The sequence below is a fragment of the Nonomuraea sp. NPDC003214 genome (assembly GCF_053590035.1).
This window is the reverse complement of the sequence record NZ_JBSFSX010000005.1, coordinates 189,818-210,561: the sequence shown is the minus strand read 5'-3', so window position 1 is coordinate 210,561 and position 20,744 is coordinate 189,818. Positions and strand designations below refer to the sequence as shown.

Sequence of the window (20,744 nt, the reverse complement as noted above, 5' to 3'; positions counted from 1 at the left end):
CTGTCTCCCGCATACTGCATACCGTATGAACGCAATGGTTACCCTGCCGTCACCGGCCTGTCTAGCCCCCCTCGGGCAACTCGATCAGCTCGACCGGCTCCCCGGACCACCCCGCGGGCACCACGGCCAGGGCATCCGCCATCGCCGCGCCCCACAGAGATCCCGGCCGGTCGTGCCCGACCGGCACCGCGCCGCGGCCCGACCGGCGCACCGGCACCAGCCGCGTGTCCCTCGGATGCGTCCGCACCGTCCCCGCCAGCGCGCTCACCTCCGTACGCGCCTCCAGGCCGGACATCGCGCGCAGCATCGGCGCGAGCAGCGTCACCGCCGCCGCCAGGGCCGCGAACGGGTTGCCCGGCAGGCCCACGACCCACGTCCCGTGCGGCGTCCGCGCCAGCAGCTGCGGGTGGCCGGGGCGTACCGCGACCCCGTCCACCAGCACCTCCGCGCCGAGGCCGGCGAGCACCCCGCGCAGGTGATCGGCGGGCCCCTTCGAGGACGCCCCGCACACGACCACGACCTCGGCGGGAGCACCGGACGCGAGAGCGTCACGCGGGAAGCCGTCGCGGCGGCCCCGTGGCGCGAGGGCGTCGCGCAGCGGGCCGGGGCCGTCGGGGAGGCGGACGCTCTCCGTGAGCCGGCCGCCCGCCCACGCGACCAGGCCCGGCAGGAAGGGGCCGATGGCGTCGCGGACCCGGCCCGGAGCAGGCAGGCCGTGGCCGACGACCTCGTCACCGGTCACCAGGACCCGCACCCGGGGCCTGGGGCGGACCCGGAGCGTGTCGTGGCCGAGCGCCGCGGCGAGCCCGAGCACCACGGGGCTCACCAGCGCGCCGGCCCCCAGCACGACGGCGCCCTCGGCGACGTCCTCGCCGCGCCGCCGCACGTGGCGGCCGTCCTCGGCGTCGCCGCCGACCCACAGCGCGCCTCCCGATGCGCGCGCCCCGCCCGATGGGCGGACGGACTGCTCGTACGGCAGGACCGCCGACGTGCCGGCCGGGACCGGGGCTCCGGTGGCGATCTCGACCGCCTCCCCCGGCGACAGCGCCCCGGCGTACGGCGCGCCGCCCGCGAGGACGTGGGCCACGACGCGCCAGGGCGGCGGCCCGCAGACCGCGTAGCCGTCCATGGCGGCCACGTCCACGCCGGGGACGGGCACCAGGGCCCGCAGCGGATCGGCGAGGCGGCGGCCGGCGGCGTCGGCGAGCGGCACCGGGACGGGATCGAGCGGACGGGCGCATCCGGCGGCCAGGTCTCTGGCGGCGGCCCAGGACAGGGCCTCCAGCACGGGTTCGTCACGGAGAACGGTCATGAAGCGGCTCCCTTGACCCCAAATTTTCCATACTGTATACCGAATGCACTGCGGGTCGCATCCACCGGCCCGCGGTGGGCCGGGGGGCCGGACATACGATCCGACGCGAGAACGGAGCGCAGCATGAAGGTCGCTGTTCTTGGCGCCGGCGCCATCGGCGCGTACGTGGGCGCCGCCCTCCACAGGGCGGGAGTCGAGGTGCACCTCATCGCCAGAGGTGAGCACCTGGACGCCATACGCAGATCCGGTGTGCGGGCGCTCAGCCCGAGGGGCGACTTCGTCGCCCGTCCCCACGCCACCGACGACCCCCACCAGGTCGGCCCGGTGGACCACGTCTTCCTGGGCCTCAAGGCGAACAGCTACGCCGCCGCGGGCCCCATGATCAAGCCACTGCTGCACGAGGCCACGAGCATCATCGCCGCGCAGAACGGCATCCCCTGGTGGTACTTCCACGGGCTCAAGGGCCCGTACGAGGGCTACCGCATCCAGAGCGTCGACCCGGGAGGGGCGGTCAGCGCGGCGCTCCCCCTGGAACGGGCCATCGGCTGCGTCGTCTACGCCGCGACCGAGATCGAGGAGCCGGGCGTCATCCGGCACCTGGAGGGCACCCGGTTCTCCATCGGCGAGCCCGACGGCACGCTGACGCGCCGGTGCGCCGCGTTCAGCGACGCGGCGGTGGCCGGCGGGCTCAAGTGCCCGGTCGAGCGGGACCTGCGGCGCGACGTGTGGATCAAGCTGATGGGCAACATCGCCTTCAACCCGATCAGCGCGCTGGCCCGGGCGACCATGGCCGGGATCTGCCGCCACGACGGCACCAGGGAGCTGGTGCGGGCCATGATGCGCGAGACCGTGGAGGTGGCGGCGAACGTCGGCTGCGATCCCGGGATCTCCATCGAGCGCAGGCTGCGCGGGGCCGAGAAGGCGGGCGAGCACAAGACGTCCACGCTCCAGGACCTGGAGAAGGGCAAGCCGCTGGAGCTGGACGTGCTGCTCGCGGCGGTGGTCGAGCTGGCCGACCTGACCGGCGCGCAGGTGCCGACGCTGCGCGCGATCCACGCGGTGAGCGACCTCCTGGCGGAGAACCTTGTCCGAGCGGTCTAGCGAGGCATACCGTAGATTGTATACAGAATGGAGGGATCATGAGCTATGACCGCCTGACCCGTCCACTGGTGCGCGAGGACGGCGTGCTGCGCGAGGCCACCTGGGAGGAGGCGCTGACCCGCGCCGCCGAGGGGTTCCGGCGCAACGTCGACAAACACGGCCCCGACAGCTTCGCCATGCTGTCGTGCGCCCGTTCCACCAACGAGATGAACTACGTCGGGCAGAAGTTCACCCGCGTGGTGATCGGCACCAACAACGTGGACTCCTGCAACCGCACCTGCCACGCGCCCAGCGTGGCGGGGCTCTCGGCCGTGTTCGGCAGCGGTGGCGGCACCTCCTCCTACCAGGAGGTCGAGGACACCGACGTGATCGTGATGTGGGGCTCCGCCGCGCGGAACGCCCATCCGATCTTCTTCCAGCACGTGCTGAAAGGCATCCACAACGGGGCCCGGATGTTCGCCGTGGACCCGCGCCGCACCGGCACCGCCCAGTGGGCCGACCTGTGGCTGGGGCTGAACGTGGGCACCGACATCCCGCTCGCCCACGCCATCGCCCGCGAGATCATCCACGCCGGGCTGCAGAACCAGGAGTTCATCGACCGCGCCACGACCGGCTACGAGGAGTTCCGCGCGTGCGTCGAGCCGTGGACGCTCAGCGCCGCCGAGCAGGTCACCGGCGTGCCCGCGCACGCCGTCCGCGAGCTGGCGCACGCCTACGCCTGCGCCGACCGCGCCCAGCTGTGCTGGACCCTCGGCATCACCGAGCACCACAACGCCACCGACAACGTCCGGGCGCTGATCAACCTGGCCCTGCTGACCGGCCACGTCGGCCGCTACGGCTCGGGCCTGTCGCCGCTGCGCGGCCAGAACAACGTGCAGGGCGGCGGCGACATGGGCGCCATCCCCAACCGGCTGCCCGGCTTCCAGGACCTCCTCGACCCGGCGATCAGGCGGAAGTTCGAGACGGCCTGGGGCGTCGGCATCCAGCCGCGCTACGGCCACAACCTGACCCAGATGCTGGAGGCGATGGCCGAGGGCGAGGTCACCACCTGCTACCTCATCGGCGAGAACCCGGTGCAGTCCGAGGCCGACTCCCTGGCCTGCATCAAGCGCCTGTCCATGCTCGACCACCTCGTCGTGCAGGACATCTTCCTCACCAAGACCGCCCAGATGGCCGACGTGGTGCTGCCCGCCAGCGCCGCGTGGTGCGAGGCCGACGGCACGTTCACCAACAGCGAGCGGCGGGTGCAGCGGGTGCGCAAGGCCCTCGACCCGCCCGGCGAGGCGCGCGACGACATCTGGATCATGTGCGAGCTGGCCCGCCGCCTGGGCCACGACTGGCACTACGACGGCGCCGAGGAGGTCTGGAACGAGCTGCGCGCCCTGTCCCCCGACCACGGCGGCATGACCTACCGGCGGCTGGAGGAGCTGCACGGCATCCAGTGGCCGTGCCCGGCGGAGGACGCCATCGAGCCGCCCTACCTGCACGGACGGCTGTGGGAGAGCGACCCGGTCAAGCGGGGCACGCCCGCGCCGTTCGCGGTGCTGCGCCACTCGCCGCCGGTCGACCTGCTGGACGAGGAGTACCCGCTCCGGCTGACGACCGGGCGGCGGCTGGACTCGTACAACACCGGCGTGCAGTCGTCGGGGTTCGCCTCGCCGCTGCGGCGGGGCGAGACGGTCGAGATGTCGCCGGAGGACGCCGAGCGGCTGGAGCTGGTCGCCGGTGAAGAGGTGCGGATCAGCTCGCGGCGCGGCTCGGTGGTCGCGCCGGTGTTCATCGACCCCGGGCTGCGGCCCGGGCTGGTGTTCATGACGTTCCACTTCCCGGACGAGGTGGACACCAACGCCCTGACCATCGAGGCCACCTGCCCCATCGCGGGCACGGCCGAGTTCAAGGCGGCAGCCGTACGCGTCGAGAAGCTCGTCAAGGCCGGGTGAACAGATGGATCTGAGGTTCCGTGACGCGCAGCCGTCCGCCGAGGAGCGCGCCGCCGTCGACGCGCTGCTCGGCCCGCCGGCCACCGGCTGGGAGGGCGGCGCCAGGACGGAGGCGGAGCTGCGTTACGCGGCTCGCCCCGAACCGGCCCGCGACCTGCTGCTGCCCGCCCTGCACGCGGTCAACGACCGGGTCGGGTGGATCAGCGAGGGGGCGCTGGACTACATCTGCCGCCGCCTCACCGTCCCGCCCGCCGAGGCGTACGGGGTGGCGTCGTTCTACTCGCTGCTGTCGCTCAAGCCGCGTCCGGCGCGGGTGCTGCACGTCTGCACCGACCTGGCCTGCCAGGCGCGCGGCGCCGAGGACGTGCGCAAGCGCGTCGAGGCGCGGCTCGGGCCGGCGGGCTCGTCCTGGCAGCCCAGCCCGTGCCTGGGGCTGTGCGAGCGGGCCCCGGCCGCCCTGGCGATCGAGGCCGGCGAGACCCCGGCCACCGAGGTGTACGGGCCCTTCCACGGGGACGAGGTCACCGCGCCGGCGAGCTCGAACGGCTCCGGGCCGGCCGGCTGGGAGCCGCCCGCCGAGGCGGCCGTGCCCCAGGCCGGGCGCGACGGCCTGGTGCTGCTGAAACGGATCGGCGTGGTCGACCCGGCCAGCCTGGACGCCTACCGGGCCACCGGGGGCTACGCGGCGCTGCGGCGGGCCTTCCAGCTCGGCCCGGCGGGCGTGATCCGGGAGGTGCTGGAGTCCGGCCTGGTCGGCAGGGGTGGCGCGGCCTTCCCGACGGGCCGGAAGTGGGACGCCACCGCCCGCCAGCCGGACCACCCGCACTACCTGGTGTGCAACGCCGACGAGAGCGAGCCGGGCACCTTCAAGGACCGTGTGATCATGGAGGGCGACCCGTACGCGCTCGTCGAGGCCATGACGATCGCCGCCTACGCCACCGGCTGCGCCAAGGGCTACCTCTACATCCGGGGCGAGTACCCGCGGGCGGTGCGGCGGCTGGAGCACGCGATGGCCACGGCCCGCTCCCGCGGCCTGCTCGGCGCGGACATCCTGGGCCAGGGCTTCTCCTTCGACATCGAGCTGCGCCGGGGCGCGGGCGCGTACATCTGCGGCGAGGAGACCGCGATCTTCAACTCGATCGAGGGCTTCCGCGGCGAGCCGCGCAGCAAGCCGCCGTTCCCGGTGGAGAAGGGCCTGTTCGGCAAGCCGACCGTGGTCAACAACGTGGAGACGCTGGTCAACGTGCTGCCGATCCTGGAGCACGGCGCCCAGGCGTACGCGGCGGTCGGCACCGAGGGCTCGACCGGCACCAAGCTGTTCTGCGTGTCGGGCAGCGTGGACCGGCCCGGCATCTACGAGCTGCCGTTCGGCGCGACGCTGCGCGAGCTGCTCGACCTGGCCCGGCCCGCCGGGACGCTCAAGGCGGTGCTGCTCGGCGGCGCGGCCGGGGCGTTCGTGACGGACCTGGACGTGCCGCTCACGTTCGAGGGCACCCGGGCGGCGGGCGCCACGCTCGGCTCCGGCGTCGTCCTCGTGCTGGACGACACCGTCGATCTCAAGCACATCCTGCTGCGCATCGCCGAGTTCTTCAGGGACGAGTCGTGCGGCCAGTGCGTGCCCTGCCGCGTGGGCACCGTACGGCAGGAGGAGGCCCTGCACCGGCTGTCGGAGCGCGTGGACGAGAGCGACCTGCTCCTGCTGCGCGAGGTCGGGCAGACCATGCGGGACGCCTCGATCTGCGGCCTCGGACAGACCGCATGGAACGCGGTGGAATCGGCCATCGACCGCTTGGGGGTATACAAGTGATCCCGCTCCAGCCGCCCCGGCGGCTCGTCGACGTGCAGATCGACGGCGAGACCGTCCGGGTGCCCGAGGGCTCGACGATCCTGGACGCCTGCCAGGCGGCGGGCAAGGACGTCCCGACGCTCTGCTACGGCGACACGCTCACCCCCAAGAACGCCTGCCGGGTGTGCGTGGTCGAGGTCGAGGGGTCGCGCACCCTGGCCCCGGCCTGCTCCAGGAAGGTCGAGGCCGGCATGACCGTCGGCACCGACACCGAGCGCGCCCGCCACAGCCGCAAGGTGGTGCTGGAGCTGCTCGGCTCGTCGGTGGACCTGTCGACCACCCCTCGGGCGGCCGGCTGGATCGAGGAGTACGGCGCCGAGCCCGGCAGGTTCGGCGAGGACGCGGCCACGGTCGAGCAGCCCGCCAAGGTCGACAACGACCTCTACGTGCGCGACTACAGCAAGTGCATCATGTGCTACAAGTGCGTCGACGCCTGCGGCGACCAGTGGCAGAACTCCTTCGCCATCGCCGTGGCCGGCCGGGGCTTCGACTCGCACATCTCCACCGAGTTCGACGCCCCGCTCACCGACTCGGCCTGTGTCTACTGCGGCAACTGCGTCGAGGTGTGCCCGACCGGGGCGCTGTCGTTCAAGTCGGAGTTCGACATGCGCGCCGCCGGGACCTGGGACGAGTCGCGGCAGACGCAGACCACGACGATCTGCAGCTACTGCGGCGTCGGCTGCAACCTGACGCTGCACGTACAGGACAACAAGATCGTGAAGGTCAGCTCGCCGCACGACAACCCCGTCACCAAGGGCAACCTCTGCGTCAAGGGCCGCTTCGGGTACGGGTATGTCTAGGGTCGCCGTCAAGCGCCGCATCCTGCGCATCAGGGACTCCGCCCCGACGCGCAGGGTCGACTCGCTGGCCGCCGAGGAGCCGCTGGAGATCCGCCTCGACGGCACGCCGCTGACCGTCACCATGCGGACGCCGGGCGACGACTTCGACCTGGCCGCCGGGTTCCTGGTCAGCGAGGGCGCGGTCGCGTCGGCCGGCGACATCGCGACCATCCGCTACTGCGCGGGGGCCCTGGCCGACGGGCGGAACACGTACAACGTCCTGGACGTGCGGCTCGCGCCGGGCGTCGAGGCGCCCGCGCCGCGCAACTTCTACACCACCTCCTCCTGCGGCGTCTGCGGCAAGGCGTCGCTGGAGGCGGTGCGCACGGTCGCCCGCTGGTCCGCGCACGACGACCCCGTCGAGCTCGGCCAGGCGACGGTGGCGGCCCTGCCCGGCCGGCTGCGCGCGGCCCAGCGGGTCTTCGACCGGACGGGCGGGCTGCACGCGGCCGGCCTGTTCACGGCCGAGGGTGAGGCTCTGTGCGTGCGCGAGGACGTGGGGCGGCACAACGCCGTGGACAAGCTGCTCGGCTGGGCGCTGCGGCAGGGCCTGCTGCCGCTGCGCTCGACCGTGCTCATGGTCTCCGGCCGGGCCTCCTTCGAGCTGGTGCAGAAGGCGGTCATGGGGGGCATCCCGGTGCTCGCCGCGGTGTCCGCGCCCTCCTCGCTCGCGGTCGAGCTGGCCGAGGAGGAGGGGCTGACGCTGATCGGGTTCCTGCGCGGGGACTCGATGAACGTCTACGCGGGCGAGCGGCGGCTGGACATCACCCCGGGCGCCGGCAACGGCTCTGCCGGCGCGCGAACACCGGGGTGATGAGGGGATGCCGTCCGGCGCCGCCTGGCCCCCAGCACGCCGTTCGGCATCCCTACCAAGGTCGACTTTGACAACCATTTTCATTTTGCAGCATACTGACTCACATGATGTCAGGACATTCCCGCCTGCGAGCCGCCGGGCTCCTCGCGGGCGCCATGCTGCTCACGACCACCGCCTGCGGAGCCGGATCCGGCGCGACACCTGAGGCCGCCGACGGCAAGCCCCAGGTCCTCGCCGCGTTCTATCCGTTGCAGTGGCTCAGCGAGCAGATCGCGGGCCCCGACGCCCAGGTGGCCGTCCTGACCGCGCCCGGCGTCGAGCCGCACGACCTGGAGCTCGGCGCCCAGCAGATGGCCCAGCTCGAGGACGCCACGCTCACCGTCTACATCAAGGGCGTCCAGCCCGCCGTGGACGAGGCGGTCGACCCCGAGCGCTCCTTCGACGCCGCCACCGCCGTGGCCACGCTCCCGGCCGGCGAGCACGGGCACGCCGAGGAGGAGGGCCACGCCGAGGAAGGCCATGCCGAAGAGAGTCACGCCGAGGAGGGTCACGCCGAGGAGGGCCACGACCACGGGGTCGCCTACGACCCGCACCTGTGGCTCGACCCGTCCCGCCTGGCCACCGTCGCCGGCAAGCTCGGCGAGCGCCTGGCCGCCGCCGACCCGGCCCACGCGCAGGGCTTCAAGGACCGCGCCGCCACCGCCGCCGCCTCGCTCACCGCGCTCGACAAGGAGCTCGCCACCGGCCTGACCACCTGCGCGACGCGCACCATGGTGACCGCGCACGAGGCGTTCGGCTACCTGGCCGACCGGTATAAGCTCAAGCAGGTCGGCATCACCCTCGACCCCGAGACCGAGCCCTCGCCCGCCCGCATCGACGAGGTGGCCAAGCTCGCCAAGGCGGAGAAGGTGACGACCATCTTCACCGAGGCCCTGGTCAGCCCCAAGGTCGCCGAGGTGCTCGCCGCCGAGGTGGGCGCGAAGACGGCCGTGCTCGACCCGCTGGAGAGCAAGCCCTCGGGCGACTACCTGTCGGCCATGCGGGGCAACCTCAAGACCCTGCAGTCGGCGTTGGGATGCACACCTTGACCGAGACCGCCTTCGAGATGCGCGACGGGCGGGTGACGCTCGACCGGCGGCCCATCCTGCGCGGCATCGACCTCACCGTCAGCCCCGGCGAGGTCGTCGCCGTCATGGGCGCCAACGGCTCAGGCAAGTCCACCCTGGTCCGCGCGCTGCTCGGCCTCACGCCGCTGTCCGGCGGACAGACCCTGATGTACGGCACGCCGCCCGCCAGGTTCCGCGACTGGTGGCGCATCGGCTACGTGCCGCAGCGGCTCTCCGTCGGCGGCGGCGTCCCCGCGACCGTCGGCGAGGTCGTCACCTCGGGCCGCATCGCCCGGCAGAGCAGGCTGCGCCGCACCAGCGCCGCCGACCGGGCGGCCGTGGCGAGCGCCCTGGAGGCCGTCCGCCTGTCCGACCGGGCGCACGACCCCGTCCAGGCGCTCTCCGGCGGGCAGCAGCAGCGGGTGCTCATCGCCCGCGCCCTCGCCGGCGAGCCCGACACGTACGTGATGGACGAGCCCACCGCGGGCGTCGACGCCGCCACCCAGCAGCTCCTGGCCGACACGCTGGCCAGGCTGGTGGCAGACGGCAAGACCATCGTGCTCGTCGCACACGAGCTCGGCCCGCTGGAGCCGCTCATCACCCGCGGCGTCGTCGTGCGCGAAGGCCTCGTCGCGCACGACGGCCCGCCGCCCCGGCCCGAAGGCGACTGCGCCAGGCCGGGACACGAGCACGTCCACCCGCACGCCGCCGAAGCCACGGCGGGGCCGCTGCGGGGCTGGCAGGGAGAAGCATGATCGAGTTGCTCGACAGGCAGTTCTTCCAGCTCGCGCTGCTCGCGGCGCTGCTGGTCGGCCTCTGCGCGCCCGCCGTGGGCACGTTCATCGTGCAGCGCAGGCTCGCGCTGCTCGGCGACGGCATCGGGCACGTGGCCCTGACCGGCGTCGCGCTCGGGTTCCTGACCGGCACCGCGCCGGTGCTCACCGCCGTCCTCGTCGCGGTGGCCGGCGCCGTCGCCATCGAGCTGGTCAGGGCGCGCGGGCGCACCAGCGGCGACGTGGCCCTGGCCCTGATGTTCTACGGCGGCATCGCGGGCGGCGTGCTGCTCATGGGCATCGCGCCCGGCGGCAGCAACTCCAAGCTCAACTCCTACCTGTTCGGCGCCATCGCCAGCGTCACCGAGCAGGACATCTGGATCATCGGCGCGCTGGCCGTCGCCGTCCTCGCCGTCGTCGCGATCTTCGGCAGGGAGCTGTTCGTGCTCTGCCAGGACGAGGAGATGGCCCGCGCCAGCGGCCTGCCGGTGCGCTTCCTCAGCCTGCTCATCGCCGTCACCGCCGCGCTCACCGTCGTCATCGCCATGCGCGTGGTCGGCCTGCTGCTCGTCAGCGCGCTCATGGTCATCCCGGTGGCCACCAGCCAGCAGCTCACCCGCGGCTTCCGCACCACGATGCTGCTGGCCATGCTGTTCGGCGTCGTCGCCGCCGTGGGCGGGCTGCTCGCCTCCACCGCCTCCACCCGGGTGCCGCCCGGGGCCTCGATCGTGCTTCTTGCCCTGGCCGGCTTCGTCCTGGCCCTGGGTGTGGGTAAATTCGTACGCCGAGGCCGATCCCAGGAGTCGACAGTGACCGAGCCAAGCACGCGTGCCGAGGAGGTCGTATGACCACGAGACGCGACGCCGTGCACGACACCCTCCGCCAGAGCGAGGGCTTCCGCAGCGCGCAGGACGTCTACGCCGAGATGCGCCAGCACGGCGCCAAGATCGGCCTGACCACCGTCTACCGCGCTCTCCAGGCGCTGGCCGACGGCGGCCACGTCGACGTGCTGCGCACCGATGACGGCGAGTCGGTCTACCGGGCGTGCGAGACCGGCGAGCACCACCACCACCTGGTCTGCCGCCGCTGCGGCCGGACCGTCGAGGTGGCCGGGCCCGCCGTCGAACGCTGGGCCGAGACCGTCGGCACCGAGCACGGGTTCACCGAGATCACTCACACGGTCGAGGTGTTCGGCACCTGCTCGTCCTGCTCGCGCACGCCGCGCCCGGCCTGACCCCGCCGCGACCCGTACAGAACGCCCAGCACCACCACCGCGCAGCCGGCGAGCTGGAGCGGCGACGGCCGCTCGCCGAGCGCGATCGCCGACAGCGCCACCGTCGTCACCGGCTGCACCAGCAGGAGCAGCGCGGTCAGCACGGCCGGCTGCCGGGGCAGCGAATAGGTGATCAGCGACCAGCCGAGCACCTGCGGCCCCAGCGCGAGCAGCAGCAGCCAGCCGTGCGCCGGCCACTCCGGCACGAAGCTCGCCCCGCCGAACAGCGGGCTCAGCGCCGCGATCGCCACCGTCGCCACCACGGTCGCGTGCGCCAGCGGCCCGGCCGCGCGGCCCGAACCGGCCTTCATCAGCAGCAGGAACGCCGCGTACGCGATCGACGTGGCCACGCCGGTCACCACCCCGAGCGCCGGGTCGGCGCCGTACGCCCCGCTGTCGAACACCCCCGAGATCAGCACCACGCCGCCGAACACCACCGGCGTGGCGATCATCAGCGGCGTCGACGGCCGCTCCCGGAACAGCGCCCACGCGGCGAACGCTACGATGAACACCTGAAGGTTGCCCAGCACGGTCGCCAGCCCCGCGCCCACGTAGTCGATCGTGTGATGCCAGAACAGCAGGTCGAACGCGAACATGAGCCCCGCCACCCACGCCAGGTAGAGCGGCTTGCCGGTCAGCGGGCCGAGCCTGCGCCGCTCCAGCCAGGCCAGCACCAGCATGGGCGGCACCGCGTACGCGCACCGGAACAGCGCCGAGGTCGCGGGCGAGACCCCCGACAGCCGCACGAGCGGGGCGGAGGTCGAGATGATCAGTGCTCCGGCGATCGCGATCAGCACGAAACGACGATGTGCACTCACCGAAACCCCCGACCCCCCGTGGGAGAGATACGCTGCGACCACGCTAGAACCGGCCCGGACAGGAGTCAATATGCCGTTTGGCCATGACATGGTGCATGCGCTGGCCACCGTCGTCGAGCTGATCAACACCTCGCCCTCCACAGGAGGGGACGACGGTCTGGCGACCCTGGCCGAGCTGCAATCCTTCGTCGACTCGCGCCAGGTGAGCGGCATCAGCACCCTCACCCCGCGCGACCTCGGACAGGTACGCATCGTACGGGAGGCGTTCCACCGCGTCTTCGTCGCCCCCGACCAGCCCACCGCCGTGCGCACCCTCAACTCGCTGCTGTCCGAGACCCGCATCACCCCACGGCTCACCGAGCACGACGGGCACCCGCTGCACGTCCACTACTTCGCGCCCGACGCCACCCTCGCCGAGCACCTGGCCGCCGACTGCGGCGTCGCCCTCGCCCACCTGCTCGTCGAGGGCGAATGGGAACGGCTGCGCACCTGCTCCGCGCCCGACTGCGAGCACGTCTTCGTCGACGAGTCGCGCAACCGGTCGCGCGTCTACTGCGACAGCCGCACCTGCGGGAACCGGATGCACGTCGCCGCCTACCGAGCCCGCCGCCGAGGCTGACCCCCTGTCGGGCCTGCCGTCTCCCCTCCCCCAGGGAGGCAACCGGCGCGGGGAGCCGGGCACGGCCGTTAGGAGGCCGCCAGGATGCGCTGGAGGGTGCGGGCGCCGAGGCGGCTCATCGGCGGGTTGCTGTCGACGTAGTACCAGACCAGGCCCATCGCCTGCTGGAAGGCCCACGCCCTGCCGCGTTCCCATTCGAGGTCGGTGCAGCCGAGGTCGTCGCGGAGCGCCTGGCGCGGCCCGGCCTCCAGCAGGTGCCAGGCGCTCACCAGGTCCAGCGCCGGGTCGGCCGGGGCGAAGCCGCCGACGTCGAGGATGCCGGCGAGCCGGCCGCCGGACACGAGCACGTTGCCGGGGATCAGGTCGCAGTGGTTCATCACGTCGGCGCCCTCGCGGGGCAGGACCCGCAGCTCGGCCCACAGGCGGCGCAGCCGGGGGACGTCGAGGAGGTGTTCGCTGTGGGTGAAGCAGGTCTCCATCCACGCGTCGTGGTCCTTGAGGTCGCCGCCCCGGCCGGAGCCGCTGAAGGTGCGGCCACGGGTGTCGAGGGCGCGCAGGTCGTGGACGAGGGCCGCCAGGTCGTGGGCGAAGGCGACCGATTCGCCCGGGTCCGCGTCCGTGGCCACGACGCCGGGCAGCCACGTCTGCACCGACCATGGGAGCGGGTAGCCCGCCCCCGGCTCGCCGAGCGCGACCGGCTCGGGGGTGCGGAACCGCGTACGCCCGGCCAGCTCGCCCGCCGCCCGCGCCTCCTTCTGGAGCCAGGCCCGCGTCGAGTCGACGTCGCGGGGCTCCAGGGGGAAGCGGGCGGCCAGCCCGTCGCCGATGCGGAAGATGGCGTTGACCGTGCCGTGGGCGGCGACGCCCGTGACCGGCAGGTCCCGCCACTGCGGGAACTGTTCGGCCACGAGCGCGCGGACCGTCTCGGGCGTGACTGTCAGCTGACCTGCGTGCATCTCCACGCAGACCAGCGTTCCGTGCCCGCGCCCGGGACCGCAACCGGGTTTCCGGCCGCGCCGCGACGGACGCCGTACGGCTCCCGTCAGGGGCGGACGAGGCCGGCCACGGCCTCCGTTACGTGGCCGACCTCGTCCTCGGTGTTGTAGTAGTGCGGCGACAGGCGCAGGGCCCACTCCACGTCCTTGTCGCCGAAGTCGTACTGGGCCAGCTCGCGGAAGCTGAGCGCCGAGTTGACGCCGCGCGCGTCCAGCGCCGCCTTGAACGGCCGCGCCTGCCACCCCTCGATCGCGAACGTGACCAGCGCCCCCAGCGCCGGGCCCCGGTCCAGGACGCGCACGCCGGGGATCGCGGCCAGGCCCTCGCGCAGCAGCGCCGCCAGGGCCGGGGTGCGGCGGGCGATGGCGTCCATGCCGACCCGGCGGGCGTACGCGACGGCCGCCGCCGAGCCGAGGACCGTGGCGTACGGGAACTCCCAGTCCTCGAACCTGGCCGCGCTGTCCACCGGCTCGTAGCGGTCGGGGGCGACCCAGCGGGCCCCGTACATGTCGATGAACAGCGGCTCGTAGCCGTCACGCAGCACGCGGTCGGACACGTACAGGAAGCCGGAGCCGCGCGGGCCGCGCAGGAACTTGCGGCAGGTGGCGGTGAGCAGGTCGCAGCCGATCTCCGCCACGTCCACGGGCTGCTGGCCGACCGACTGGCAGGCGTCGACCAGGTAGAGCAGGTCCAGTTCGCGGCAGTGCGCGCCGATCTCGGCGACCGGCTGGACGAGGCCGGAGTTGGTGGGGATGTGGGTGGCGCTGACGAGCCGGGGGCGGTGCTCGCGCATGAGCGCGGCCATCGCGGGCACGTCCACGCCGCCCTCGGGCGTGTCGGGGGCGTGCACGACGCGGACGCCGTGCCGCCTGCGCAGTGACAGGAAGGCGATCTGGTTGGAGATGAAGTCGTTGCGGGTGGTCAGGATGACGTCGCCGGGTTCGAAGGGGATCGCCGACAGCGCGGTGGCGTAGGCGTGGGTGGCGCTGGTGGCGAAGGCGATGTTGCCGGGGCCGGCGTTGATCAGCGCGGCGATCTCGGTGTAGAAGCCGCGCACCTGCTCGGCGCGGGCGGCCGACGCCTCGTAGCCGCCGATGGCCGCCTCCAGGCGGAGGTGGTCGAGCATGGCGTCCAGCACCGGCGTGGCCAGCAGCCCGCAGCCCGCGTTGTTGAAGTGGACGACCTGCTCGCAGCCCGGCGTGTCGGCCCGCAGGGCCAGAAGCGTTTCCGGGCTCAACTCAGAAGCGTTACCATCTCCTCTCATGTCCGAGAGTAGCACTTCTGAGATGGTGGCAGCTCTCCGGAAGCTGATCGCCGGGCTCGCCCCCGGTGACCGCCTGCCCAGCAGCCGCGAGCTGACCGTCCGCCACCACGTCGGCCCGGCCACGGTGTCCCGCGCGATCGCCCGGCTCGCCGCCGAGGGCGCGGTCGTGACCCGGCCGGGCAGCGGCACGTTCGTGGCCGCCCGCCCCGCGGATCAGGGCGGCGGGGCCGACACCTCCTGGCAGTCGGTGGCGCTCGCCGGGCGCGACGCCTCGGCCGAGCCGCCGGTCCCGCTGCCGGACGGCGCCGTCGCCCTGTCGGGCGGCTACCCGCACGAGTCGCTGCAACCCACGCGGGCGCTGGCCGCCGCGCTCGCCCGCGCCGCCCGCCGTCCCGGCGCCTGGCGCCGCGCCCCGACGGCCGGGCTCGCGCCGCTGCGCGCGCTGTTCGCCCGCCAGGCGGGCGGCTCGGTGACCGCCGACGACGTGCTCGTCACCGGCGGCGGGCAGGGCGCGCTGTCGATGCTGTTCAGGGCCATCGTCGCCCCCGGCGGCCCGGTCCTCATGGAGTCGCCCACCTACCCGGGCGCGCTGGCCGCCGCCCGCGCCGCCGGGCTGCGCCCGCTGCCGGTGCCGACGGACGCCGACGGCATCCGCCCCGACCTGCTCGCCGACGCCTTCGCCATGACCGGCGCGCGACTGCTCTACTGCCAGCCCACCTTCCACAACCCGACCGGCACGGTCCTGGCCCCCGGCAGGCGCGAGCAGGTGGTGGAGGTGGCCAGGGCGGCCGGCGCGTTCCTCGTCGAGGACGACTTCGCCCGCCACCTCGGCCACGGCGGCCCGCCGCCGCCCCCGCTGGTCTCCGGCGACCGCGACGGCACCGTCATCCACCTCACCTCGCTGACCAAGCCCGCCTCCCCCAGCCTGCGCATCGGCGCGGTGATCGCGCGCGGTCCGGTGATGCGGCGGCTGTGGGGGATGCGCTTCGTCGACGACTTCTTCACCGCCCGGCCGCTCCAGGAGGCCGCCGTCGAGCTTCTCAGCACCCCGGCGTGGGAGCGGCACCTGCGGACGCTCTCGGCCGCCCTGCGTGAGCGCTGCGCGCTGCTCGCCGCCTGTCTCGCCCGCGACCTCCCGCACTGGACGCTCACCCGGCACCCGGCCGGCGGGCTGCACCTGTGGGTACGCCTGCCGGACGGCGTCCAGGACACCACGCTGGCCGACGCCGCCCGCGCCCACGGCGTCGCGGTGGACGCGGGCGCCCGCTACTTCCCCGCCGAGCCCTCGGGCCCCTTCCTGCGGCTCTCCTTCGCCGCCGCCCCGGGCCCGGCCGACCTCGCCGAGGCCACCCGCCGCCTGGCCGCGCTGCCGCCCTCACCCCCCTGAGAGCGGCGCCACCCTCGCGGGAGGGCCGCCACCCTCCTGGGAGGGGCGTCACAGGTGGCGGCGCTCGCGCAGGCGGCGGGTCAGCAGGGTCGCGGCCGTGGCGAGGACGACCAGGTTGAACACCATCTGCGCCAGCACCAGCGCCCTGGCCACCTGCCCCTGCGCGTGCACGTCGCCGAAGCCGACCGTGGCCAGCGTCGAGACGGCGAAGTAGAGGGCGTCGGTGCGCGTGCGCAGCCCGGCGAACTCGTTCTCGCCCCAGACGGCCACCCCGTAGTCGGCCAGCGCGAACAGGGCGACGCCCGCCACGGTCGCCACCGCCAGGCCGGTCGCGGGCAGGGAGCCGGGCTCGGCCGTCGCCTGCCGCCTGGCCGCGCGGGCGACGCCCACCACGACCAGCGCCACCCCGGCCGCGAACACCGCCGCGCGCGCCCACCTCAGCCACATGGGCCCGCCGGCCTCCAGCGGGACGAGGTAGTAGAGCGCGATGACCAGGGCGGAGTTCCAGATCAGTCGCCACATGTCCTGACGTTGCCCACGTCAGGGCGCGCTCAGACCTGGTTGGGCACCGCCCCGCCGTAGCGGCGGTCGCGCTTGGCGTAGATTTCGCACGCCTCCCACAGGTCGCGCCGGTCGAAGTCGGGCCAGAGCCGGTCCAGGAACACCATCTCGGCGTAGGCCGACTGCCACAGCAGGAAGTTGGAGAAGCGCTGCTCCCCCGACGAGCGGACGAACAGGTCGACCGGCGGGATCTCCGGCTCGTCGAGGTAGCGGGCGAAGACCTTCTCGTTGACCTTCGAGGCCCTGACGCGGCCGGCGGCGATGTCCTCGGCCAGCTTGACCGCCGCCTCGACGATCTCGGCCTGGCCGCCGTAGTTGACGCAGAACTGCAACGTCAGCGCCCGGTTGTGCTCGGTCATCGCCTCGGCGGTCTGCAGCTCGGAGATCACGCTCTTCCACAGCCGGCCCGGCCGGCCCGCCCAGCGCACCCGCACGCCCATCGCGTTGAGCTCGTCGCGGCGGCGCCGGATCACGTCGCGGTTGAAGCCCATGAGGAAGCGCACCTCGTCGGGCGAGCGCTTCCAGTTCTCCGTGGAGAAGGCGTACGCGCTCAGGTAGGGGACGCCGAGCTCCAGGGCGCCCTCGATGACGTCGAACAGCGACGCCTCCCCCGCCTTGTGCCCCTCGGTGCGCGGCAGGCCGCGGGCCTTGGCCCAGCGGCCGTTGCCGTCCATGACGATGGCGACGTGCCGGGGCACCAGGTCGCGCGGGATCGGCGGCGGCGTCGCACCGGACGGGTGCGGCGACGGCGGGCGGGGATTCACGCGGGTTCCCTTTCTACGTGGCGCAGCGAGCGGATGCCGTGCTCCAGGTGCCATTGCAGGTAGGCCGCCACCAGGCCGCTGCACTCGGTGCGGTGGCGCGGCTCCGAGGCGTCGGCGGAGACCCAGTCGCCCCGCAGCAGCGCCGTCATGAGCCCGATCGTCTCCCCGGCGGGCACGGCCGAGCCGGCCGGGCGGCACGCCCCGCACACCACGCCGCCCGCCACGATGGCGAACGCCCTGACGGCCGGGGCCCGGCACTTGGCGCACGCCTCCAGCGCGGGCGCGTAGCCGGCGACGGCCAGCGAGCGCAGGAAGTAGGCGTCGAGCACCAGCCTGGCCTCGTGGTCGCCGTCGGCCAGTGTGCGCAGCCCGCCCACCAGCAGCAGGAACTGGCGCAGCGCCGGCTCCTTCTCGCCGTGGGTGAGCCGGTCGGCGGTCTCCAGCATCGCGGTGCCGGCGGTGTAGCGGGGGTAGTCGGCCGCCAGCGTCTCGCCGTAAGGTCTGATGGTCTCGGCCTGGGTGACCACGTCGAGGGTGCGTCCGGTGTGGAGTTGCAGATCGACGTGGGTGAACGGCTCGAGCCTTGCGCCGAAGCGCGAGGTGGTGCGGCGCACCCCCTTGGCCACGGCCCGGATCTTGCCGGTGCGCTTGGCCAGGATTGTGACGATGCGATCGGCTTCGCCGAGCTTTTGCGTGCGCAGGACCACGCCCTCGTCACGGTAGAGACTCACTCGCTCATCTTATGGCCGGGAAAGCGTCGGCACTTCGTGCTCCGGCCGTGCGGCGGTGACGCGTTGCTCAGGAACCCTTACTACACTTTGACGCCTGTCCCGCATTGCCCGATGTTCAACCCCCCGAAACCGCCTCGAAAGGGAGTCATGACCCGCGTGGTCCTGCTGGGCTCTTCGCCCGGCCCCGACACCGCTCCGACCGGCCTGAGGCTCGCCGCGCTACCCGGCAATCCCACCGTCTCCGAGCGGCTGCACAGCCAGCTTCGCACCATGGACCCGCGGCCCGCCACGATCGCGTCAGGCGACGTGGCCGCCGCCCTGCGCGCACTGGCCGAGGTCGCCGAGTCGGCGACGGAAAGCCTGTTCATCATCCCGGAAAACTCGGTCGTCCACGACGAGCTGATCTACCAGATCACCAAGTCCAAGCGCGGCGCGCTGGTGCTCGTCGCCAAGGAGCCGCGCCCGGCGGCCGGGGAGGACTCCGACGAGGACCCCGGCGCGGGACAGGAGGAGACGGCCGAGGCCGTTCCGATCGAGGAGGCAGAGCCAGAGATCGGCATGAACCGGGTCGAAGGGCTCCCGGTTCGCTCCCGCATCGGCAAGTCGCGGGTGGTGTCGATCGGCACCGCCACCCACAAGGTGACCCGGCCCAACGCCGTGCTGCTCGGCCCGGTCCACATCAGCGCGCGCAACGCGCCGGTGCTCGCGGAGACCTGCCGCCGGCTCGCCGACATGGCCGACGCCTTCGGCCCCGACGACGACCTGGTGCAGATCATCGCGTTCGGCCTGGTGCGCAACGGCGTCTCGGTCGGCATCCGCGGCCGCCGCGACCTGTTCTACCGCCGCGTCACCACCCAGGAGGAGGCCAACGAGGCCGGCTCCGAGATCATCGGCATGGACGAGGACCGGGCCAGGCTCGACAACGCCGTCAAGGGCGCCGACGGCTTCTTCACCACCTACTTCGTCTCCACCTACTCCCGCTTCATCGCCCGCTGGGCGGCCCGGCGCGGGCTGACGCCCAACCAGGTCACGCTCATCTCGATCGCGCTCGGCGTGGCCGCCGCCGCCTGCTTCGCCACCGGCGACCGGGTCGGCATGGTCGCGGGCGGCATTTTGATCTACTTCGCGTTCGTCTTCGACTGCGTCGACGGCCAGGTCGCCCGCTACGCCCGCAAGTTCGGCGTGCTCGGGGCGTGGCTCGACGCCACGTTCGACCGGTTCAAGGAGTACGTGGTCTTCGCCGGCCTGGCGATCGGCTGGGTCGTGGCCGGTCACGGCGACGACACGATCTGGATCTTCGCGCTGGCGGCGATCGGCCTGCAGTCCGTGCGCCATCTGCTCGACTTCTCCTTCGGCATCGCCAACCGGCGCGCCAAGGCGCCCGCGCAGCTCCCGACGCTGCCGCTCGACGCGCCCGACGACCGGGCCCTGCGCCAGGCGCTGGAGCGCCGCAAGGTCGAGCGCAGCCAGGGCATCCGCGGGCTGCTCAAGATGTGGACCAAGGCCGGCAAGTACCGCGCCGTCCACTGGGCCCGTAAGATGATCGTGTTCCCCATCGGCGAGCGGTTCGCGGCCATCGCGATCACCGCCGCCCTCTTCGACGCCCGCATTACCTTCCTCACGCTGGTGATCTGGGGCACCGTCGCCGCCGCCTACACCCTGACCGGACGCCTCATGAGGTCGCTCGCATGATCACCCACCCGCAGGCCGCCGCCACCCCCGCACCCGACCCGGACGAGGAACGCCGCCGCGTCCAGACCGCCCGGCTGCTCGCCTACCGTGACGACGGGCCGCTCGTCCACGCGCTCGCGGGCAAGCTCGGCAAGGGTCTGCCGCCGGTCCCCGCCACGCTCGCCGCCCTGCTGGCCGTCATCGCCGTCACCGCCGGCGGGCTGCTGGAGAAGGGGCCGATGCTGCTGGTCCCGCCGCTGATCATGGTGCTGCTGGTGCTGCCGACCGCGCCGCGCCACCACCTGGGCCGCTTCGACTGGCTGACGCCGCCGCTGCTGCGCGGCGCCGAGTTCCTCACGCTGATCGTCGTCGGGCTGACCGCCGACGCGCCGAAGTGGCTGCTGTTCGTGCTCGTGTACGTGGTCGGCTACCACACCTACGACACCGTCTACCGGACCAGGCAGTCGATCTGGCCGCCCGCCTGGGTGTTCCACGCCGGGCTCGGCTGGGAGCTGCGGCTGCTCATCATCGGTGTGGGCGCCGCCTTCGACTGGCTGACGCCGGTGCTGGCGGTGCTGACCGCCTACCTGTTCGTGCTGTTCGCCGTGGAGAGCGTGACGAGCTGGGTGCGCCTGGACAAGGCGTCCGCCCAGGCCGGCGCCGAGGCGGAGCAGGACCTGGAGGCCTCTCCCGAGGAGGCCATGGAGCAGGCCACGGGTGAGGCCGAGAAGGGCTGAGCCGCACGCTCGCGCACGAAGGGCCGGTCGCCGTCGCGACCGGCCCTTCGGCATGTCCGGGCGCCTGCGAGTGAGAGCGCTCTCCCATCGGAACGGTCCCGGCGATCGGAGGCCGGGACGGACTGTTGACAGCGGGTTAACAGGTGTGTTCAGCTAATCGAGAGAGCGCTCTCTCCGGTTTGCCTCCGCACC

At 73.2% G+C, this 20,744-nt stretch carries 20 protein-coding genes; 13 read left to right on the top strand and 7 right to left on the bottom strand.

The window, feature by feature from the left end; all coding sequences use genetic code 11:
• Window positions 1-61 precede the first annotated feature (61 nt).
• Window positions 62-1,312, bottom strand: a complete 1,251-nt coding sequence (locus tag ACWDXC_RS16775; RefSeq protein WP_449982440.1) for a molybdopterin molybdotransferase MoeA — start codon at window positions 1,310-1,312, stop codon at window positions 62-64.
• 123 nt (window positions 1,313-1,435) lie between these two features.
• Here ACWDXC_RS16775 and ACWDXC_RS16770 point away from each other — a divergent pair, with 123 nt between their 5' ends.
• The 9 genes from ACWDXC_RS16770 to ACWDXC_RS16730 all read left to right on the top strand — a co-directional run bounded on the left by ACWDXC_RS16770 (window position 1,436) and on the right by ACWDXC_RS16730 (window position 10,965).
• A complete protein-coding gene (locus ACWDXC_RS16770) occupies window positions 1,436-2,413 on the top strand; it encodes a 2-dehydropantoate 2-reductase (RefSeq protein ID WP_449982438.1) in 978 nt (325 codons plus the stop codon).
• A gap of 38 nt (window positions 2,414-2,451) precedes the next feature.
• A complete protein-coding gene (locus ACWDXC_RS16765) occupies window positions 2,452-4,353 on the top strand; it encodes a molybdopterin oxidoreductase family protein (protein WP_449982435.1) in 1,902 nt (633 codons plus the stop codon).
• A 4-nt stretch (window positions 4,354-4,357) separates the two neighbouring features.
• A complete protein-coding gene (locus ACWDXC_RS16760) occupies window positions 4,358-6,160 on the top strand; it encodes an NAD(P)H-dependent oxidoreductase subunit E (protein ID WP_449982432.1) in 1,803 nt (600 codons plus the stop codon).
• On the top strand, window positions 6,160-6,999 hold the full coding sequence (locus tag ACWDXC_RS16755; protein ID WP_449983439.1) for a 2Fe-2S iron-sulfur cluster-binding protein: 840 nt from the start codon (window positions 6,160-6,162) through the stop codon (window positions 6,997-6,999). The genes ACWDXC_RS16760 and ACWDXC_RS16755 overlap by 1 nt, the downstream gene beginning before the upstream one ends.
• A complete protein-coding gene (gene fdhD, locus ACWDXC_RS16750) occupies window positions 6,992-7,852 on the top strand; it encodes a formate dehydrogenase accessory sulfurtransferase FdhD (protein ID WP_364175122.1) in 861 nt (286 codons plus the stop codon). The genes ACWDXC_RS16755 and fdhD overlap by 8 nt, the downstream gene beginning before the upstream one ends.
• 104 nt (window positions 7,853-7,956) lie before the next feature.
• Entirely contained in the window at window positions 7,957-8,940 is a 984-nt protein-coding gene (locus tag ACWDXC_RS16745) for a metal ABC transporter substrate-binding protein (protein ID WP_449982428.1), read from the top strand.
• Window positions 8,928-9,713 (top strand): metal ABC transporter ATP-binding protein, encoded by a 786-nt coding sequence (locus tag ACWDXC_RS16740; RefSeq protein WP_449982425.1) that lies wholly within the window; start codon window positions 8,928-8,930, stop codon window positions 9,711-9,713. Before ACWDXC_RS16745 ends, ACWDXC_RS16740 begins: the two co-directional genes overlap by 13 nt.
• Window positions 9,710-10,579 (top strand): metal ABC transporter permease, encoded by an 870-nt coding sequence (locus ACWDXC_RS16735; RefSeq protein WP_449982422.1) that lies wholly within the window; start codon window positions 9,710-9,712, stop codon window positions 10,577-10,579. Before ACWDXC_RS16740 ends, ACWDXC_RS16735 begins: the two co-directional genes overlap by 4 nt.
• Entirely contained in the window at window positions 10,576-10,965 is a 390-nt protein-coding gene (locus tag ACWDXC_RS16730) for a Fur family transcriptional regulator (RefSeq protein WP_219509502.1), read from the top strand. The genes ACWDXC_RS16735 and ACWDXC_RS16730 overlap by 4 nt, the downstream gene beginning before the upstream one ends.
• Here the strand turns inward: ACWDXC_RS16730 and ACWDXC_RS16725 are convergent.
• Window positions 10,905-11,801, bottom strand: a complete 897-nt coding sequence (locus tag ACWDXC_RS16725) for a DMT family transporter (protein ID WP_449982419.1) — start codon at window positions 11,799-11,801, stop codon at window positions 10,905-10,907. The two genes, ACWDXC_RS16730 and ACWDXC_RS16725, sit on opposite strands and share 61 nt — an antisense overlap.
• 91 nt (window positions 11,802-11,892) lie before the next feature.
• Between ACWDXC_RS16725 and ACWDXC_RS16720 the strand changes: the two genes are divergently transcribed.
• A complete protein-coding gene (locus ACWDXC_RS16720) occupies window positions 11,893-12,441 on the top strand; it encodes a CGNR zinc finger domain-containing protein (protein ID WP_219509500.1) in 549 nt (182 codons plus the stop codon).
• 68 nt (window positions 12,442-12,509) lie between these two features.
• On the opposite strand, the gene ACWDXC_RS16715 is transcribed toward ACWDXC_RS16720, so the two are convergent.
• Together ACWDXC_RS16715 and ACWDXC_RS16710 are read right to left on the bottom strand one after the other, a co-directional pair.
• Window positions 12,510-13,397, bottom strand: coding sequence for an aminoglycoside phosphotransferase family protein (locus ACWDXC_RS16715; protein ID WP_449983435.1), 888 nt, complete (start codon window positions 13,395-13,397; stop codon window positions 12,510-12,512).
• 86 nt (window positions 13,398-13,483) lie between these two features.
• Window positions 13,484-14,674, bottom strand: coding sequence for an aminotransferase class V-fold PLP-dependent enzyme (locus tag ACWDXC_RS16710; protein WP_449982416.1), 1,191 nt, complete (start codon window positions 14,672-14,674; stop codon window positions 13,484-13,486).
• Window positions 14,675-14,723: 49 nt separating this feature from the next.
• On the opposite strand from ACWDXC_RS16710, the gene ACWDXC_RS16705 reads away from it, so the two are divergent.
• Window positions 14,724-16,088 (top strand): aminotransferase-like domain-containing protein, encoded by a 1,365-nt coding sequence (locus ACWDXC_RS16705; RefSeq protein WP_449982413.1) that lies wholly within the window; start codon window positions 14,724-14,726, stop codon window positions 16,086-16,088.
• A gap of 48 nt (window positions 16,089-16,136) precedes the next feature.
• Here ACWDXC_RS16705 and ACWDXC_RS16700 read toward each other — a convergent pair whose 3' ends face one another.
• The 3 genes from ACWDXC_RS16700 to recO are packed head-to-tail and all read right to left on the bottom strand — an operon-like array spanning window position 16,137 to window position 18,144.
• On the bottom strand, window positions 16,137-16,610 hold the full coding sequence (locus ACWDXC_RS16700) for an ion channel (RefSeq protein WP_449982410.1): 474 nt from the start codon (window positions 16,608-16,610) through the stop codon (window positions 16,137-16,139).
• 29 nt (window positions 16,611-16,639) lie between these two features.
• The gene (locus tag ACWDXC_RS16695) at window positions 16,640-17,413 is read right to left on the bottom strand and encodes an isoprenyl transferase (protein WP_219507583.1); all 774 of its coding nucleotides are present in this window, start codon (window positions 17,411-17,413) and stop codon (window positions 16,640-16,642) included.
• The gene (recO, locus tag ACWDXC_RS16690; RefSeq protein WP_219507581.1) at window positions 17,410-18,144 is read right to left on the bottom strand and encodes a DNA repair protein RecO; all 735 of its coding nucleotides are present in this window, start codon (window positions 18,142-18,144) and stop codon (window positions 17,410-17,412) included. Before recO ends, ACWDXC_RS16695 begins: the two co-directional genes overlap by 4 nt.
• Before the next feature lie 147 nt (window positions 18,145-18,291).
• Between recO and ACWDXC_RS16685 the strand changes: the two genes are divergently transcribed.
• Entirely contained in the window at window positions 18,292-19,836 is a 1,545-nt protein-coding gene (locus ACWDXC_RS16685) for a CDP-alcohol phosphatidyltransferase family protein (RefSeq protein ID WP_449982406.1), read from the top strand.
• Entirely contained in the window at window positions 19,833-20,552 is a 720-nt protein-coding gene (locus ACWDXC_RS16680; RefSeq protein ID WP_449982403.1) for a DUF5941 domain-containing protein, read from the top strand. The genes ACWDXC_RS16685 and ACWDXC_RS16680 overlap by 4 nt, the downstream gene beginning before the upstream one ends.
• Window positions 20,553-20,744 lie beyond the last annotated feature (192 nt).